The organism is Micromonospora sp. NPDC023888 (genome assembly GCF_040639415.1).
Lineage (GTDB): Bacteria > Actinomycetota > Actinomycetes > Mycobacteriales > Micromonosporaceae > Micromonospora.
This window is the reverse complement of the sequence record NZ_JBEZZW010000022.1, coordinates 88,924-105,616: the sequence shown is the minus strand read 5'-3', so window position 1 is coordinate 105,616 and position 16,693 is coordinate 88,924. Positions and strand designations below refer to the sequence as shown.

17 protein-coding genes are annotated in these 16,693 nt (G+C 70.7%); 9 read left to right on the top strand and 8 right to left on the bottom strand.

Translation table 11 applies throughout. The features are described from left to right. Positions 1-67: 67 nt before the first annotated feature. On the bottom strand, positions 68-1,423 hold the full coding sequence (murA, locus tag AB0F61_RS20590) for a UDP-N-acetylglucosamine 1-carboxyvinyltransferase (RefSeq protein WP_124820727.1): 1,356 nt from the start codon (positions 1,421-1,423) through the stop codon (positions 68-70). A 212-nt stretch (positions 1,424-1,635) separates the two neighbouring features. Beyond that, a complete protein-coding gene (gene nadA / locus AB0F61_RS20585) occupies positions 1,636-2,835 on the bottom strand; it encodes a quinolinate synthase NadA (RefSeq protein ID WP_357811928.1) in 1,200 nt (399 codons plus the stop codon). Between the two features lie 68 nt (positions 2,836-2,903). Here nadA and AB0F61_RS20580 point away from each other — a divergent pair, with 68 nt between their 5' ends. The 3 genes from AB0F61_RS20580 to AB0F61_RS20570 all read left to right on the top strand — a co-directional run bounded on the left by AB0F61_RS20580 (position 2,904) and on the right by AB0F61_RS20570 (position 5,748). Beyond that, complete coding sequence (locus AB0F61_RS20580) at positions 2,904-4,043, top strand: glycerate kinase (RefSeq protein ID WP_357811967.1); 1,140 nt, start codon at positions 2,904-2,906, stop codon at positions 4,041-4,043. A 169-nt stretch (positions 4,044-4,212) separates the two neighbouring features. Next, positions 4,213-4,581 (top strand): iron-sulfur cluster insertion protein ErpA, encoded by a 369-nt coding sequence (gene erpA, locus AB0F61_RS20575; protein WP_007463211.1) that lies wholly within the window; start codon positions 4,213-4,215, stop codon positions 4,579-4,581. 189 nt (positions 4,582-4,770) lie between these two features. Further along, a complete protein-coding gene (locus tag AB0F61_RS20570) occupies positions 4,771-5,748 on the top strand; it encodes a carbohydrate kinase family protein (protein WP_357811926.1) in 978 nt (325 codons plus the stop codon). A 64-nt stretch (positions 5,749-5,812) separates the two neighbouring features. Here the strand turns inward: AB0F61_RS20570 and AB0F61_RS20565 are convergent, their stop codons facing one another. Continuing rightward, positions 5,813-6,046, bottom strand: coding sequence for a sulfurtransferase TusA family protein (locus AB0F61_RS20565; RefSeq protein ID WP_355032384.1), 234 nt, complete (start codon positions 6,044-6,046; stop codon positions 5,813-5,815). Beyond that, positions 6,043-7,194 carry an aminotransferase class V-fold PLP-dependent enzyme gene (locus AB0F61_RS20560; RefSeq protein ID WP_357811923.1) on the bottom strand — a complete coding sequence of 384 codons (1,152 nt, stop codon included), beginning with the start codon at positions 7,192-7,194 and terminating at the stop codon, positions 6,043-6,045. Before AB0F61_RS20560 ends, AB0F61_RS20565 begins: the two co-directional genes overlap by 4 nt. Positions 7,195-7,365: 171 nt before the next feature. On the opposite strand from AB0F61_RS20560, the gene coxB reads away from it, so the two are divergent. Both coxB and AB0F61_RS20550 read left to right on the top strand, forming a co-directional pair. Next, entirely contained in the window at positions 7,366-8,337 is a 972-nt protein-coding gene (coxB, locus tag AB0F61_RS20555; protein WP_357811921.1) for a cytochrome c oxidase subunit II, read from the top strand. A gap of 9 nt (positions 8,338-8,346) precedes the next feature. Continuing rightward, a complete protein-coding gene (locus AB0F61_RS20550) occupies positions 8,347-8,772 on the top strand; it encodes a cytochrome c oxidase subunit 4 (protein ID WP_357811919.1) in 426 nt (141 codons plus the stop codon). Between the two features lie 281 nt (positions 8,773-9,053). Here AB0F61_RS20550 and AB0F61_RS20545 read toward each other — a convergent pair whose 3' ends face one another. The 4 genes from AB0F61_RS20545 to AB0F61_RS20530 form a co-directional block, all read right to left on the bottom strand. Beyond that, on the bottom strand, positions 9,054-9,260 hold the full coding sequence (locus tag AB0F61_RS20545; protein WP_357811917.1) for a hypothetical protein: 207 nt from the start codon (positions 9,258-9,260) through the stop codon (positions 9,054-9,056). Between the two features lie 343 nt (positions 9,261-9,603). Beyond that, complete coding sequence (trpD, locus tag AB0F61_RS20540; RefSeq protein WP_357811914.1) at positions 9,604-10,665, bottom strand: anthranilate phosphoribosyltransferase; 1,062 nt, start codon at positions 10,663-10,665, stop codon at positions 9,604-9,606. A 90-nt stretch (positions 10,666-10,755) separates the two neighbouring features. Further along, entirely contained in the window at positions 10,756-11,151 is a 396-nt protein-coding gene (locus AB0F61_RS20535; protein ID WP_357811912.1) for a hypothetical protein, read from the bottom strand. A gap of 109 nt (positions 11,152-11,260) precedes the next feature. Next, positions 11,261-12,190, bottom strand: coding sequence for a cytochrome c oxidase assembly protein (locus AB0F61_RS20530; protein ID WP_357811965.1), 930 nt, complete (start codon positions 12,188-12,190; stop codon positions 11,261-11,263). A gap of 99 nt (positions 12,191-12,289) precedes the next feature. Between AB0F61_RS20530 and AB0F61_RS20525 the strand changes: the two genes are divergently transcribed. From AB0F61_RS20525 to AB0F61_RS20510, 4 genes are all read left to right on the top strand, one after another. Then, on the top strand, positions 12,290-12,889 hold the full coding sequence (locus tag AB0F61_RS20525; protein ID WP_124820713.1) for a heme-copper oxidase subunit III: 600 nt from the start codon (positions 12,290-12,292) through the stop codon (positions 12,887-12,889). 70 nt (positions 12,890-12,959) lie between these two features. Next, positions 12,960-13,796, top strand: coding sequence for a cytochrome c (locus tag AB0F61_RS20520; protein ID WP_357811910.1), 837 nt, complete (start codon positions 12,960-12,962; stop codon positions 13,794-13,796). 64 nt (positions 13,797-13,860) lie between these two features. Then, positions 13,861-14,949, top strand: a complete 1,089-nt coding sequence (locus AB0F61_RS20515) for a Rieske 2Fe-2S domain-containing protein (RefSeq protein WP_357811908.1) — start codon at positions 13,861-13,863, stop codon at positions 14,947-14,949. Continuing rightward, the gene (locus AB0F61_RS20510; protein WP_357811906.1) at positions 14,946-16,577 is read left to right on the top strand and encodes a cytochrome b N-terminal domain-containing protein; all 1,632 of its coding nucleotides are present in this window, start codon (positions 14,946-14,948) and stop codon (positions 16,575-16,577) included. Before AB0F61_RS20515 ends, AB0F61_RS20510 begins: the two co-directional genes overlap by 4 nt. The last annotated feature ends 116 nt before the right edge of the window (positions 16,578-16,693 follow it).

Sequence of the window (16,693 nt, the reverse complement as noted above, 5' to 3'; positions counted from 1 at the left end):
AGGGTAGCCAACGACCAGCGCCCGGTGCACATCGCGGTGCACCGGGCGCTGGGAGGGGTGTTCGGGGTTACGGACGTTCGGCGTGCGCGCCCAGGTCGGCGAGCTTCGCCTCGAAGTCCTCGTAGCCCCGGTTGATCAGGTCGACGCCGTACACCCGGGAGGTGCCCTCGGCCGCGAGCGCCGCGATCAGGTGGCTGAACCCGGCCCGCAGGTCCGGGATGACCAGGTCGGCGGCGTGCAGCTTGCTCGGCCCGGCGATCACCGCGGAGTGCTTGAAGTTGCGTCGGCCGAAGCGGCACGGGGTGCCGCCGAGGCAGTCACGGTAGACCTGGATGTTGGCGCCCATCGAGTTCAGTGCCTCGGTGTAGCCCAGCCGCTGCTCGTAGACCGTCTCGTGGACGATCGACAGGCCGCGGGCCTGGGTGAGCGCGACGACGAGCGGCTGCTGCCAGTCGGTCATGAACCCGGGGTGCACGTCGGTCTCCAGCGCCACCGCGTTCAGCTCACCGCCCGGGTGCCAGAAGCGGATGCCGCCCTCCTGGCCCGGGTCGCCCAGCTTCGGCGCGCGCGCGTCGGTGACCTCGTACTCGCCGCCGACCGAGCGGAAGATGTTCAGGAAGGTCATCATGTCGGCCTGCTGCGCGCCGAGCACCTCGACGTGACCACGGGTGGCCAGGGCGGCGGCCGCCCAGCTCGCCGCCTCGATCCGGTCCGGGATGGGCCGGTGGGTGTAACCGTGCAGCTTCGGCACACCCTGGATCTCGATCACCCGGTCGGTGTGGACCTTGATGATCGCGCCCATCTTCTGCAGGATGCAGATCAGGTCGATGATCTCCGGCTCCACCGCGGCGTTGCGCAGCTCGGTGACACCCTCGGCCATGACCGCGGTCAGCAGCACCTGCTCGGTGGCGCCGACACTCGGGTACGGCAGGGCGAACTTGGTGCCGTGCAGCCCGTTCGGCGCGGACAGGTGCAGACCCTCCGGCCGCTTCTCCACCGTGGCACCGAACTCGCGCAGCGCCTGCAGGTGGAAGTCGATCGGGCGCGGGCCGATGTGGCAGCCGCCCAGGTCCGGGATGAACGCGTGCCCGAGCCGGTGCAGCAGCGGGCCGCAGAACAGGATCGGGATCCGGCTGGAACCGGCGTGCACGTTGATCTGGTCGGTGCTGGCGCTCTCCACGTTCGCGGGGTCGAAGACGAGCTCGCCGTCCTCGGCGCCGTCGGTGACCTTGACGCCGTGCAGGCCGAGCAGACCCCGGACCACCTCGACGTCGCGGATCTTCGGCACGTCGAACAACCGGCTCGGGCTGTCGCCGAGCAGCGCGGCGACCATCGCCTTCGAAACCAGGTTCTTCGCGCCGCGCACGCGGATCCGCCCTTCGAGCGGAGTGCCTCCGTGCACGACCAGGACGTCGTCGGTCAACGCAACCTCCAGCGCGTCGGTGCTGCCGTGTTGTTGGTGGGGAGCCTGAATGTTGTCGCTACCCCGAATGCGGCCAAGTTGAAACGGCCCGCGTATGTCGTCGCCCCGGCAGCATAGCCCTCGGTGACGAAAAAGGACTCGGTCAGATCGGCGTGTGTGGCATTAATCGGTGATCCGGCGCTTTTGCGTACCAAGGGCGCTACGGACCGTGATCAGGATGCCGCTGGCGGCGGGGTGTCCGCGCCGGGCAGGGCGAGCATCTGGTCCAGCGCCACCCGGGCGTGGTGAGCGGTGTCCGCGTCCACCGTGATCTGGTTGACGACCCGGCCCGCGACCAGCTCTTCGAGAGCCCAGACCAGGTGTGGCAGATCGATCCGGTTCATCGTCGAGCAGTAGCAGACGGCCTTGTCCAGGAACATGATCTGCTTGTCCGGGTGCGCCAGGGCGAGCCGGCGAACCAGGTTCAACTCGGTGCCCAGCGCCCACGCCGAACCGGCCGGAGCCGCCTCGACGGTCTTGATGATGTATTCGGTCGAACCCACGTAGTCGGCCGCGGTGACCACCTCGTGCCGGCACTCCGGGTGGACCAGCACGTTGACGCCCGGCACCCGCTCGCGGACGTCGTTGACGCTGTCGAGGGTGAACCGGCCGTGCACCGAGCAGTGCCCCCGCCAGAGGATCATCTTGGCGTCGCGTAGTTGCTCGGGGGTCAGCCCGCCACCGGGCTTGTGCGGGTCGTAGAGCACGCAGTCGTCGAGCGAGAGGCCCATCTCCAGCACCGCCGTGTTGCGGCCCAGGTGCTGATCGGGCAGGAAGAGCACCTTCGACCCCTGCTCGAAGGCCCAGTCCAGGGCCCGCTTGGCGTTGGACGAGGTGCAGACCACGCCGCCGTTGCGGCCGACGAAGCCCTTGATGTCGGCCGACGAGTTCATGTACGTCACCGGCACGGTCTGGTCAGCGATCCCCAGCTCGGTAAGCGTGTCCCACGCTGCCTCGACCTGGCCCAGCACCGCCATGTCCGCCATCGAGCAACCCGCCGCCAGGTCCGGCAGGATCACCCGCTGGGCGTCGGTGGTGAGGATGTCGGCGCTCTCGGCCATGAAGTGCACGCCGCAGAAGACGATGTACTCCGCGTCCGGACGGGCCGCTGCCTCCCGGGCCAACTTGAACGAGTCGCCTGTCACGTCGGCGAACTGGATCACCTCGTCGCGCTGGTAGTGGTGCCCCAGCACGAAGACCTTGCTGCCCAGCTTCGCCTTCGCGGCCGTGGCGCGGGCCACCAGATCCGGGTCGCTGGGCGCCGGCAGGTCGCCCGGACACTCGACGCCGCGCTCGGTGTCGGGGTCGCTGCCCCGGCCGAGCAGCAGCAGAGCCGTCGCGGTGTTGGAGGGTTCCAGCCAGGTCGAAGTCACGTAGCCCATGGTCCCACAGCGCGAGCGCGACGCAGCTTCCCTCGGTGTGGGCTGCCACACTGCTCGGCATGCGCGTGCTGCTCTGCCCGGACAAGTTCGCCGGCACCCTGTCCGCACCGGAGGTGGCCGCCGCGGTGGCCGACGGTTGGCGCACCGTCACCGACGGCGACGAGCTGCTGATCCGGCCGCTCGCCGACGGTGGGCCCGGCTTCGTGGAGGTGCTCGCCGAGGCCCTCGGCGGCCGGCGGTTGCCGGTGTCGACGGTCGACCCGCTGGGCCGGCCGGCCGCCGGTGAGATCCTGCTCACCACCGACGGCGCGACCGCCTATCTGGAGAGCGCCCAGGCCTGCGGGCTGCACCTGCTCAGCACCGCCGAACGTGACCCGAAGACCACCACCTCGTACGGGCTGGGCCTGCTGGTGGCAGCCGCGGTGGAGAGCGGCGCGCGGACGGTGGTGATCGGGCTCGGCGGCTCCGCCACCAACGACGCGGGAGCCGGAATGCTCGCCGCGCTGGGCGTGACCCCGCTCGACCCGGGCGGTGCCGCGCTGCCGTACGGCGGGGCGGCGTTGGCCCTGGTCGACGCCCTCGACGGCGTACCCCGGCTGCGTGGCGTCCGGCTGGTCGCGGCCACCGACGTGGACAACCCGCTGCTCGGGCTGCACGGCGCGAGCAACGTGTTCGGTCCGCAGAAGGGCGCCGACCGTGCGGACGTGCTGCTGCTCGACGCCGCGCTGGAACGGTTCGCGGAGGTGCTGGAGCGGGATCTGGCCGGCTGCCCGGCGGGGCTCGGCACGTTGCCCGGGGGCGGGGCCGCCGGTGGCATCGGCGCGGCCATCCTCGCCCTGGGCGGCGGCTGCGAGTCGGGAATCGGGCTGGTCACCCAGGCCACCCGCCTGGACGCCGCCCTGGACACCGTCGATTTGGTGATCACCGGTGAGGGGTCGTTCGACCACCAGTCGCTGCGCGGCAAGGTCGTCGCCGGGGTGGCCGGCGCCGCCCGCGACCGGGGGGTCCCCTGCGTGGTGCTGGCCGGGCAGGTGAGCACCGGCCGGCGGGAGGCCGCCTCGGCCGGGGTGACCGACGCGTACAGCCTGGTCGAGCACTTCGGTGGCGAGGAGCGCGGAGGGCTCGACGCCGCCCTGAGCCGGCCGGCGGCGGGGCTGCACGAGCTGGGCGCCCGGCTGGCCCGGCAGTGGAGCCGCTGAGGCCGTCGACAGCTCACCACCGGGGCCGACCTGCGGCGGCGATCACGCCACGCGGGTGAGCCCGGCCGGGGCGGCGTACGATCGGAACCGGACCACAACCGGGAATCACTGGACGGCGCACGGCGTTGGCCAGTGCGTCCGGACCCACACCGCGCAGGGAGACTTCCACGTGACCACGCCAGCGCAGACCGAGTCGACCGAGGCCCAGGCCCCTACTTCCGTCGTCCTCACCGACGTCGCGGCGCAGAAGGTCAAGGCCCTGATCGAGCAGGAGGGCCGCGACGACCTGCGGCTCCGCGTCGCCGTGCAGCCGGGCGGCTGCTCCGGCCTGCGGTACCAGCTCTTCTTCGACGAGCGTTCGCTCGACGGTGATGTCGTCACCGACTTCGGCGGTGTCGAGGTCGTCGTCGACCGGATGAGCGCCCCGTACCTGTCCGGCGCGACGATCGACTTCGCCGACCGGATCGACGCCCAGGGCTTCACCATCGACAACCCCAACGCGGGCAACTCGTGCGCCTGCGGTGACTCGTTCAACTGAGTCACAGCACACACACAAGCATCGGCGGGGCCGTCCTTCGGGACGGCCCCGCCGTCGTGCTGACTGGGAGCGGTCCCGAAGCGCCGCTGGCGGGCCGGTTACCGGGTGTCCGACCGACGGGACACAGGCACCGTCGGATTGCCGGGCCGGTAGGCTGACCGCGCCCTGCTCCCGACCCCGAGGGTTGACATGAAGATCGCCGTGACCGGCTCGATCGCCACCGATCACCTGATGAGCTTCCCCGGTCGCTTCGCCGACCAGCTCATCGCCGATCAACTGCACAAGGTGTCCCTCTCCTTCCTGGTTGACGATCTGGTGCTCCGTCGCGGCGGTGTGGCCGCCAACATCTCCTTCGGCATGGGGCAGTTGGGCCTCCGCCCGGTGCTGCTCGGCGCGGTGGGCGCGGACTTCGCCGACTACCGCTCCTGGCTGGAGCGCCACGGTGTCGACTGCGACTCCGTGCACATCAGCGAGGTGGCGCACACCGCCCGGTTCGTCTGCACCACCGACACCGACATGTGCCAGATCGCGTCGTTCTACGCCGGCGCGATGAGCGAGGCCCGCAACATCGAACTCGCCCCGGTCGCCGACCGGATCGGCGGACTGGACCTGGTGCTGGTGAGCGCCAACGACCCCGAGGCGATGCTGCGGCACTCGGCCGAGTGCCGCACCCGCGGGTACGCGTTCGCCGCCGACCCGTCGCAGCAGCTCGCCCGGATGCCCGGCGAGGACGTGGTGGCGCTGATCGAGGGCGCCGAGTACCTGATGACCAACGACTACGAGAAGTCGCTGTTGCAGAGCAAGGCCAAGCTGAGCGACGACCAGCTGCTCGACCTGGTCAAGGTGCGCGTCACCACGCTGGGCAAGCACGGTGTGGAGATCGCCGGGCGGGGGATCGACCCGATCCACGTACCGATCGCGCGGGAGATCCGGGCGGTCGACCCCACCGGTGTGGGTGACGGCTTCCGGGCCGGGTTCTTCACGGCGCTCTCCTGGGGGGTCGGCCTGGAACGGGCCGCCCAGGTCGGCTCGCTGCTGGCCACGCTCGTCCTGGAAACCGTCGGGACCCAGGAGTACGAGGTCCGCCGCGACCTGTTCGTCAAGCGCCTGGCCGAGTCCTACGGCGACGAGGCTGCCGACGAGATCCGCCCCCACCTCCTGCCCTAGCTGTTCAGCGCCGAGCAGCACCGACGTGCCGTGCTGCTCGGCGTCGAACGCCGGGACGCGGACGTCAGTGTGAGCGGCGGACGTCGTAGGCGGGGCCGTCGGGTCCGTCGACCGATCCGAGGAACTCCTGACCGCGCATCCGGCACCAGGCGGGGATGTCGACAGCCGCCGCCGGGTCGTCGGCGAGCACCCGGACCACCGTGCCGACCGGCACCTGCGGCAGCCGCCGGGCCGCCGCGATCACGGGCAGCGGGCAACGCTGCCCCCGACAGTCGATCACTTCGTCCGGCATCGTCACAGTCCCACCACCCCAGCCTCGGCTCGCAACTCGGCGACGATCCCGGGCAACTCGCCGAGGAACCGTTCGACGTCCGCCTCGGTCGTCTCCCGATGCAGGCTGACACGTACGTTGCCGTGCGAGAGCACCCCCATCGCCTCCAGCACGTGTGACGGCCGCAGCGTGGACGACGTGCAGGACGAACCGGACGACACGGCGAAGCCCCGCCGGTCCAGCGCGTGCAGCAGCGCCTCCCCGTCGACGTACAGGCACGAGAAGGTGACCAGGTGGGGGAGTCGGAGCACAGGGTCGCCGACCACCTCCACGTCGGGCACCTCCACCGCTACCCGCGTCCGGATCCGATCCACGAGCGCGGCCAGCCGGGTCGCCTCGGCCGCCGCGTCCGCAGCCGCCGCCCGCAGGCTCGCCGCCGCCGCGACCACCGCCGGCAGGTTCACCACCCCCGGGGTACGCCCACCCTCCCGCTCGTCGGCCGGCCAGGGGGACTCCCAGCGGGTGCCCTTGCGCACCACCAGCACCCCCACGCCGGGAGGGCCGCCCCACTTGTGGGCGCTCGCGCTGAGCACCGACCAGCCGGCGGGCACTGGCACCCGGCCGACCGACTGCGCGGCGTCCACGTAGAGCGGCACTCCCACCTCGGCGCAGGCGGCGGCCGCCTCGGCGACCGGTTGCACGGTCCCCACCTCGTGACTGGCGGTGATCAACGCGGCCAGCGCGACTCCGGGCGCGCGGACGGCGGCCGACCACGCGGTCAGGTCCAGCCGGCCCAACCGGTCGACCGGCACGCCGGTCGCGGTCCCACCCGCCGCCGCGTGTCGCTCCGCAGCGTGCAGCACCGCCGAATGCTCGATCGCCGAGTGCACGAGCGCCGACCCGACCCGGTGCCGGGCCGCCAGGCCGCCGAGCACCGCGCCGTGCGCCGCGGTCGTACCGCTGGGGGTGAAGGACACCTCGTCGGCGCGGACGCCGAGCGTCAGCGCGGTGGCCTCGCGGGCGGCGTCGAGCAACTGTCGGGCCCGGCGGGCCTGGGCGTAGAGCTTGCCCGGGTCGGCCCAGCCGTCGTCGAAGGCGGCCAGCAGCGCCTGCCGCGCGACCGGATGCATCGGCGCGGCGGTCGCCGCGTCCAGGTAGACCGGGGATGCGCTCACAGATCGACACGCTATCGCGGCGGTATGCCGATCATCCCCCCAATGGGGGGCGGACAGTGACCCCACCACGGCCGAGTCCGTCATGGTCGAGTAATCTGCGACCGTCGGTGACGCCTTTGCCGCCGGTGCTGACGAAAGACGCACCGCGGCGCGCTAGGGAGGCAGGACCAGGTGGTCGCAAGGAGTTCGGAGGTACGGCCGTCGGCCGTACGGCACAGCGCTTCGCCAGGGGTCGGTGGACGCCGGGGGCGTGGTGCTGGTCGGTTGGCCGGGCTCGGTCTCAGTGGCGTGGCGCTGCTGGTCCTGCTCACGGGCTGTGATGTGGGCCAGGCGTTTGACGGCTTCGGGTGGCCGCAGGGCGGCATCTCGGCGGAGTCCAAGCGGATGTACGACCTGTGGATCGCCTCCTGCATCGCCGCGCTCGCGGTCGGCGTCTTCGTGTGGGGCCTGATCTTCTGGTGCGTCGTGCGCTACCGCAAGCGTGGCAACGCGCTGCCGGTGCAGACCCGCTACAACCTGCCGATGGAGTTCCTCTACACCATCGCGCCGATCCTGATCGTCTCCGTGCTCTTCTACTACACGGCGATCGTGCAGACCGACGTCGACAAGCTGTCGAAGAACCCGGACGTCACGGTCGAGGTCGTCGCCTTCAAGTGGAACTGGCAGTTCAACTACCGCGACGGTCAGGGCACGGAGGCCCGCACCACGGCGTCGACGCTCGGCACCAGCGAGGTCATTCCGGTGCTGGTGCTCCCGACCGGCCGGTCCATCCGCTTCGAGGAGACCAGCCGCGACGTCATCCACTCGTTCTGGGTGCCGGAGCTGCTGTTCAAGCGGGACGTCATGCCGGGCAAGATCCGCAACGTGTTCGAGGTCTCCAGTCTGGACGCCGAGGGCGCCTACGTCGGGCGCTGCGCCGAACTGTGCGGCAGCTACCACGCGTTCATGAACTTCGAGCTGCGGGTGGTCTCGCCGGAGAAGTACGACCAGTTCCTGGCTGCCAAGCAGAGCGGCAAGTCGACCCAGGACGCGCTGGTCCAGATCGGCGAGGAGCCGTACGCGGAGACCACGCAGCCGTTCGACACCCGGCGGACGCAGGACAACTTCAACCCGGACAAAGTTCCGGCCCGCACGGGAAGCTGAGGCAGCCGCATGAAGACCGAGTGGCGTATCTTCCTGATCATCGCCGGGTTCCTCTTCGGTGCCACCATCCTCTACGGCACGTGGACCCACGGTGAGTCCGGCCGCGTCGAGTGGGTGGGCACCGTGGCCCTGCTGCTGTCGTTCCTGCTCTGCTCGATGTGCGGTGGCTTCTTCTGGTTCGTCTCCCGTCGCATCGACCTGCGCCCGGAGGACCGCCCGGACGCCGAGATCGCCGACGGCGCTGGTGAGGTCGGCTTCTTCAGCCCGGGCAGCTACTGGCCGTTCGGTCTGGCGCTGGCCGCCGCGATCGCCGCGCTCGGCCTGGTGTTCTGGCAGTTCTGGCTGATCGGCGCCGGTCTGGTGGCTGTCGTCTTCGCCGCCTGCGGGCTGCTGTTCGAGTACTACAGCGGCACCCGGCGCACCGCCGAACACTGATCCACCCGGTCGCCGTCGCGACCGACCCGTACGCCACGAAGGCCCGCGTCCCCCTGGGGAGCGGGCCTTCGTCGTGGCGCGACCCGGGCGCTGTCGGCGGTGCGGTGCGGGTACCGGGGGTGCCGGTCGGTGCCGGGGGTGCGGTGCGGGTACCGGGGGTGCCGGTCGGTGCCGGGGGTGCGGTGCCGGGGGTGCGGTGCCGGGGGTGCGGTGCCGGGGGTGCGGTGCCGGGGGTGCGGTGCCGGGTGCGGCGGTGCCGATGCCGTCCGGTGCGGCGAGTTTCAGGCGGCGTGGCGGTGGCTGGGCTGGTGGCGTCGGCGCTCGGCCAGCCGGGTGACCGGAGAGGTGAACGTGGCGATCACCACGGCGGCGCCGCAGCCGGTGCAGATCAGCTCGGGACAGTCGGTGTCGTGGCCGTCGACACAGGGCGGCACCTCGAACAGTGCCACGCTCTCGCAGACATCGCAGTAGAGCTCGCGGTGCGACACGGGTGTCTCCTTCTCACTCCGGATGAACCGCCCCCGGATGCGACAACGATGCACACCGGAAGCGGAGAACCACTCGCCTGTAGTTTTCCACCCGGGTCCGACAAATCTTCGCTGGGCGCTGGCCGGAGGCCCGCTGCCGGCTCGTCGCCGTCGCCGCCGTACGGGCCACGCTGCATGGTCCACTCGGCATCACTGAACTCGCGGTATCCAAGGCCGACGGACACCGCGGATTCAAGGATCCCGAGTCGATCATGGGCCGGAGACGGGGTTGGACGGCGGACGGGTTGGACGGCGGACGGGCGCGGGCACGGTCGGGGGGTGGCGGCCAGCGGAGGGTGACGCGTCAGACCGGTGCCGGTCCGAGGGCGGCGGCGGTCTTGATCCAACGGTCCAGGGTCGCGGCGGCCGCGCCGGAGTCGATCGACTCGGCCGCGCGGTCCATGCCGGCGCGGAGCGCCTCGGTCAGGTCGCCGTCGAGCGGCCCCTGGGTGGCAAGCGCCGCGGCGGCGTTGACGAGCACCGCGTCCCGGACCGGACCCGTCTCGCCGGCGAGCAGGCGACGGGCCACAGCGGCGTTGTACGGGGCGTCACCGCCCCGCAGGTCCTGGAGGGTGGACCGGGGCACTCCCAGGTCCGTCGCGTCCAGCACGGCCTCGCGTACGGTGCCGTCCTGCGCCACCCAGACGCGGGTCGGTGCGGCAGTGGTGAACTCGTCGAGGCCGTCCTCGCCGCGCATCACGATCGCCGAGTCGCCGCGGGCGGCGAACACGCTCGCCATCACCGGGGCCATCCGGGCGTCGAAGCAGCCGACCGCGCCGGAACGGGGGCGGGCCGGGTTGGTCAGCGGGCCGAGGAAGTTGAAGAAGGTGGGCACCCCCACCTCGCGGCGGATCGGGCCGGCGTGCCGCATACCGGGGTGGAACCGGGCCGCGAAGCAGAACCCGATGCCCGCCTCCTCGACGCAACGGGCCACCTGTTCGGGGCCGAGGTCCAGTGGGATGCCGAGGAACTCCAGCAGGTCGGCAGTGCCGCAGAGGGAGGAGGCGGCCCGGTTGCCGTGCTTCACCACGCGGACACCCGCGCCCGCGACCACGAGCGCGGTCATCGTGGAGATGTTCACCGTGTGGGCGAGGTCACCGCCGGTGCCGACCACGTCGAGCGCGGTGCGGCGAACCTCCTCGGGAAGCACCACCGGCACCGAACGACCAAGCATCGCCTCGACGAGACCGGCCAGCTCAGCCGGGGTCTCTCCCTTGGCCCGCAGGGCGATGGCGAAGCCCGCGATCCGCGCCGCGCTCGCCGAACCGGTCATGATCTCGTCCATCGCCCAGGCGGTGTCGGCGGTGGACAGCTCCTCGCCGTGCAGCAGCGAGTTGAGCAGGTGCGGCCAGGTCCGATCGCCCATGGCGGGCCTCCCGAGCGTGCGAAGTGCGGGTGGGCTGGAACGGGCGCCGGCGGATCCGGCGCCGCGACGGTGCCGGATAGCTGGGGGACGTCAGGCGGGTGCGTGCGTCCGCAGCAGCTCGGCCACCGTGCCGCCGGTGGTCACCGGGTCGAGCGGGTGCACAAGCGTGGCGTCGACCTCGGCGTACGCGGCGAGCCATCGGTCGGCGGCGCGGGCGATCACCAGGCAGGTCGGGGGAGCGTCGTCCCGGTCGTCCTTGATCTGCCGGGCGATGCCGATGCCGCCACCCGGGCTCGCCTCACCGTCGAGCAGCAGCAGGTCGATCTCGTAGTCGTCGACCAGCCGGATGGTCTCCGCGTAGGTCGACGCGTCGACGAACTCGATCTGCAGACCGGGCGCGGGCCGGGTGCCGACGGCCATCCGCATCCGATCACGGACCTGCGGGTCGTCGCTGTAGAGCAGAACGGTGCAAAGACGCTCACTCATGCCGGCACTCCGCTTTCACCTCGGTAGCTGCCCGCCGATCGTACCGGTCGGCGTGACGTAGCCGACATCCCGCCCGGCGTCACGGGTTGGGGCGTACCGTCCGGGCAGCTCAGGCGGGCGCGGCGTCGGCGGCGCGCTCGCGGGCCTCCTGGCGGTCCAGCTCGCGGTCCACCCGGCGGGCCTCCCGCTCGGACTGCTTGACCCACTGCACCACGAGCACCGCGAGCATCGTCACACTGACGAACTCACCACCGGCCCAGAGGATGCCGCCGGCGACCACCTGGTCCGCCCGGGGGTCGGACCAGCCCAGGTTGAGCGACGGGTACCAGTCGCCGCCGAAGAGTGTGGTGCTCTGCATGATGGTGAGGCCGAGCACTGTGTGGAACGGCACCGAGAGCAGCATCAGCAGCGCACGCGCCGGGTACGGCCAGCGGCCGGGCAGCGGGTCGAGGCCCAGCAGCGGCCAGAAGAACACGCAGCCGGTCATGATGAAGTGCGCGTGCACCAGCTCGTGTGCCCAGGCGTGTTCGAGGGTGAAGCGGTACAGATCACTGAAGTACAGCGCGAACGGGTTGACCACGAAGATGGCGAACGCCACAAGCGGGAAGCTGTAGACCCGGGCGACACGGCTGTGCACGATCGCCAGCAGGCGCTTTCGTGGCCCGACCGGCAGGGTGCGCAGGGCAAGCGTCATCGGCGCGCCGAGCGCCAGGAAGATCGGCGCCACCATGGACAGCACCATGTGCTGGATCATGTGCACGGACAGCAGCGCGGTGTCGTACGCGTGCAGCCCGCTGACCGTGACCAGCGCGATGCCGCCCAGGCCGGGGCCGAGGAAGAACACGGTGCGGGCGATCGGCCACCGGTCGCCCCGCAGGCGCAGCCGGTACACCCCGTAAAGGTAGAGGCCGGCGGCGAGCACCAGGCCGAGGGCCAGCCAGCTGTCCAGCCGGGTCTCGGTCAGCACCGCGCCGACGGTGAACGGCGGCGGGGCCGAGGTGGCGGCGAAGATCGGATCGACGTGCAGCACGCTTTTCAGGCTAGGCCAGGCGAACCGGACCCTGACGCTCGGGCCACGGAAGGCGCAGGTTTGCCACCCCGCTGATCGCCGGCCCCGGTCAGGGGCAATAATGACGGCGTGACTGCGGCCCCAGCCATTGACAAGAGCCGGATCCACTCTCTGACCCGACCGAACATGGTCAGCGTCGGGACGATCGTGTGGCTCTCCAGCGAACTCATGTTCTTCGCGGCGCTGTTCGCGATGTACTTCTCGATCCGCGCGGCTGCGCCGGAGCAGTGGGAGAAGCACACCGAGGCGCTGAACATCCCGTACGCGACCACCTTCACGGTGATCCTCGTGCTGTCCTCCGTGACCTGCCAGCTCGGCGTCTTCGCGGCGGAGAAGGGCGACGTGCACGCGCTGCGGCGCTGGTTCACCGTGACCTTCGTGATGGGCCTGATCTTCGTGCTCGGCCAGCTCAACGAGTACCGGCACCTGGTCGAGGACGGCATCAAGATCAACGGAGACGGGTACGGGTCGGTGTTCTACCTGACCACCGGCTTCCACGGCCTGCACGTGACCGGCGGTCTGATCGCCTTCATCATCTTCATGGTCCGTACGACCATGGGCCGGTTCACTCCGGCGCAGGCGACCTCGGCGATCGTCGTGTCGTACTACTGGCACTTCGTCGACGTCGTGTGGATCGGGCTGTACGCCATGATCTACTGGCTCCAGTGATCTTGCGCGTCACATTCTGCGCTGCTGCTCCGTCCCCTGAGACAGGTCCAACCGGTTAAGGACACCGCTCATGACTTCTGACAACGACCGCCGACGCGGTCTGCTCGCGCGGTTGCGCGAGCGGCCCGCCGCGCGCAGCAGGGGCCGCCGCCGGCTGGGCGCCGCGGTCCGGCTGATCGCCGCGCTGATGCTCGCCGGCGGCGCCTACACCGTCTTCGCCCCCGGTGCCCAGGCGCAGGACAACCCGCAGCTGACCGGCGCCGCCGCCGAGGGCAAGGCGCTGTTCGACGTGAGCTGTGTGACCTGTCACGGCCGCAACGCCCAGGGTGTCGAGGGTCGCGGGCCGAGCCTGATCGGCGTCGGCGCGGCCTCGGTCGAGTTCCAGGTCAGCTCCGGGCGGATGCCGCTGGCCCGCCAGGAGGCCCAGGCCCACCGCAAGCCCCCCGTCTTCACCGACGAGCAGACCCGTCAGCTCGCCCAGTACATCCAGGAGTTGGGCGGCGGCCCGGTCGTGCCCGCGGGCGACGACCTCCGCGAGGACGGCAACGTCGCCTCCGGCGGTGAGCTGTTCCGGATCAACTGCTCGCAGTGTCACGCGTTCGGTGGTGGCGGCGGCGCACTCTCCTCGGGCAAGTTCGCCCCGAGCCTGCACCCCGCGACCGACCGACAGATCTACGCGGCGATGTTGAGCGGCCCGCAGAACATGCCGGTGTTCGGCGACAACCAGCTTCGGCCGGAGCAGAAGGCCGACATCATCGCCTACATCCAGGAGACGCTGAAGCACGACCAGGACCCGGGCGGGTTCAACCTCGGGCGGTACGGCCCCTCCACCGAGGGCCTGGCGATCTTCCTGGTCGGCATCGTGGCGCTCGTGTTCGCCAGCCTGTGGATTGCGGGCAAGTCGTGACCGAGCGGATACTCCTAATCAGCGCTGTGGTGCCGCTTGGCGCCACCCGTAGCGAGGTGACGGCATGAGCACCCACACCGAGCACCAGGCCCCGCAGGGCCGGGAGCCGCTCGACGTGAACGACCCCAAGCTGACCCGGTTCGACATCGTTCGTGAGGGCGCGCGTCGGGACGACATCGAGATCGTCCACTACGAGCCGCAGGTGCTGCCCGGCACCAAGGCGGAGCGTCGGCTGACCCGGGTGGTCGCCGGCTTCTTCCTGCTCACCGGTCTGGCCGCGACCGCCTTCCTGGCCATCTACATCTGGTGGCCGTGGCAGTACGAGCCGGGCCGTGGCGGCGACAAGTGGTACACCCCGCTGCTGGGCGCCACCCTCGGCATCGCCCTGCTCGCCGTCGGCTTCGGCATCCTGACCTGGGGCAAGAAGTTGCTGCCCAAGGAGGTCTCGATCCAGGACCGGCACGAGGGGCAGGTCGACTCCGAGGGCCGCACCATCACCGGCCAGACCATGCTCTACATGGCGGACGAACTGGGCGTGAAGCGTCGCCCGCTGCTCGGCATCTCGGTGCTGGCCGGTCTCGCGCCGGTCGCCGCGGTCGCCGCCGCGCCGCTGGTCGGCGGTCTGATCTCCCAGCCGCACAAGAACAACCAGATGTTCACCACCGGGTTCGCCTCGGCCGAGGGCGGCGAGCGGATCCGCCTGGTGCGCGAGGACGGCCGGCCGGTCCGCCCGGCGGACATCAGCAGCGGTGGGCAGCTGACCGTCTTCCCCGGCATCGAGCACGGTGTGAGCAACCGACACGCGGACTCGCCGACGCTGCTGATCCACCTTCGGGACTCCGACGCGCAGGAGTCGCGTCGGGCCAACGAGCGGATCGGTCACGGCGACTACATGTGGGGCAACTACGCCGCGTTCTCCAAGGTCTGCACGCACGCCGGCTGCCCCGCCAGCCTGTTCGAGCAGCAGACCAACCGACTGCTCTGCCCGTGCCACCAGTCCCAGTTCCTGATCACCAACAACGCCAAGCCGGTCTTCGGCCCGGCCAGCCGGCGGTTGCCACAGTTGCCGATCGAGGTGGACTCCGAGGGCTTCTTCGTGGCGAAGTCCGACTACACCGAGACCATTGGGCCTGATTTCTGGGAGCGGCCATGAAGCGTCGAAAGTTCGACCTTGCGGCGACACCGGGCAAGGCCGCGGTGGGAGTGGACGACCGCTTCGCGGTTGCCACCCCGCTGCGCAAGCTGCTGAACAAGGTCTTCCCTGACCACTGGTCCTTCCTGCTCGGCGAGATCGCGCTGTTCTCGTTCATCGTGCTGCTGCTGACCGGTGTCTTCCTCACCTTCTTCTTCGAGCCGGCGATGACCGAGGTGGTCTACGACGGCAGCTACGCGCCGTTGCAGGGCACCCCGATGTCCGCCGCCTACGCCTCCAGCCTGGACATCTCGTTCGATGTCCGTGGCGGTCTGGTGATGCGGCAGATGCACCACTGGGCGGCGCTGCTGTTCATGGCCGCGATCGTCGTGCACATGCTGCGGGTGTTCTTCACCGGTGCCTTCCGCAAGCCGCGCGAGACCAACTGGATCATCGGTTCGCTGCTGTTCTGGGTCGGCTTCCTGGCCGGCTTCACCGGCTACTCGCTGCCGGACGACGGCCTGTCCGGCACCGGCCTGCGGATCGCCTCGGCGATCATGCTGTCCATCCCGGTGATCGGCTCCTGGGTCACCTCGTCGATCTTCGGTGGCGAGTTCCCGGGCACGATCATCATCAGCCGGTTCTTCATCGCCCACGTGCTGCTCATCCCGGGTCTGCTGGTGGCGCTGATCAGCGTCCACCTGGGCCTGGTCTTCAAGCAGAAGCACACCCAGTGGCCCGGCCCCGGCCGGACCAACAACAACGTGGTCGGCGAGCGGATGTTCCCGCGGTACGCGCTGAAGCAGGGCGGCTTCTTCATGGTCGTCTTCGGCGTCATCGCGCTGATGGGCGGTCTGTTCCAGATCAACCCGATCTGGCTGTTCGGCCCGTACGAGGCATGGGTGGTCTCGGCCGCCAGCCAGCCCGACTGGTACGTCATGTTCCTCGACGGGTCGACCCGACTGATGCCGGCCTGGGAGATCACCATCCCGCTCGGCGACCACTACGTCATCCCGCCGCTGTTCTGGCCGACTGTCGTACTGCCCGGCATCCTGGTGGGCCTGTCGACGATGTACCCGTTCCTGGAAGCCCGGCACCTCAAGGACCGCAAGAGCCACAACCTGCTCGAGCGGCCCCGCGACGCCCCGGCTCGCACCGCCGTGGGTGCCATGGCCGTCGCGTTCTACGTCGTGCTGACGCTCTCCGGCGCCAACGACGTGATCGCCGACAAGTTCCAGATCAGCTTGAACGCGATGACCTGGGCCGGCCGGATCGGTCTGCTGGTGGTCCCGCCGATCGCGTACTACGTGACGTACCGGCTCTGCCTGGGCCTTCAGCAGCACGACCGGGAGGTGCTGGCGCACGGCGTGGAGACCGGCATCATCCGGCGCCTGCCGGACGGTCGGTTCGTCGAGGTGCACCAGCCGCTCAGCGCGTCGAACGGGCACGCGGACGGCCACGGCCAGCTGGATTACGTCGGCTGGGTCGTGCCGAAGAAGATGAACCGGCTGGGGGCGCTCGGCCCGGCCATCCGGGGCTTCTTCTACCCGATCGAGAAGCCGGTCGAGGCGCCGGTCTCGCCGGGGCACCCGCCGGTCGAGGCCCGCCCCGAGCGCGAGGAGATCGGCAGCGGCGAGGGCCGCCGCTGACCGCCCGAACGCACCGTTACGTGGCGCCCGCCGGATCCCGGCGGGCGCCACGTCGTATGGGCACCCCCCGACCCATCCGGCCAGGAGTCGGACGGCCACGGCGGGACCGGTAGACC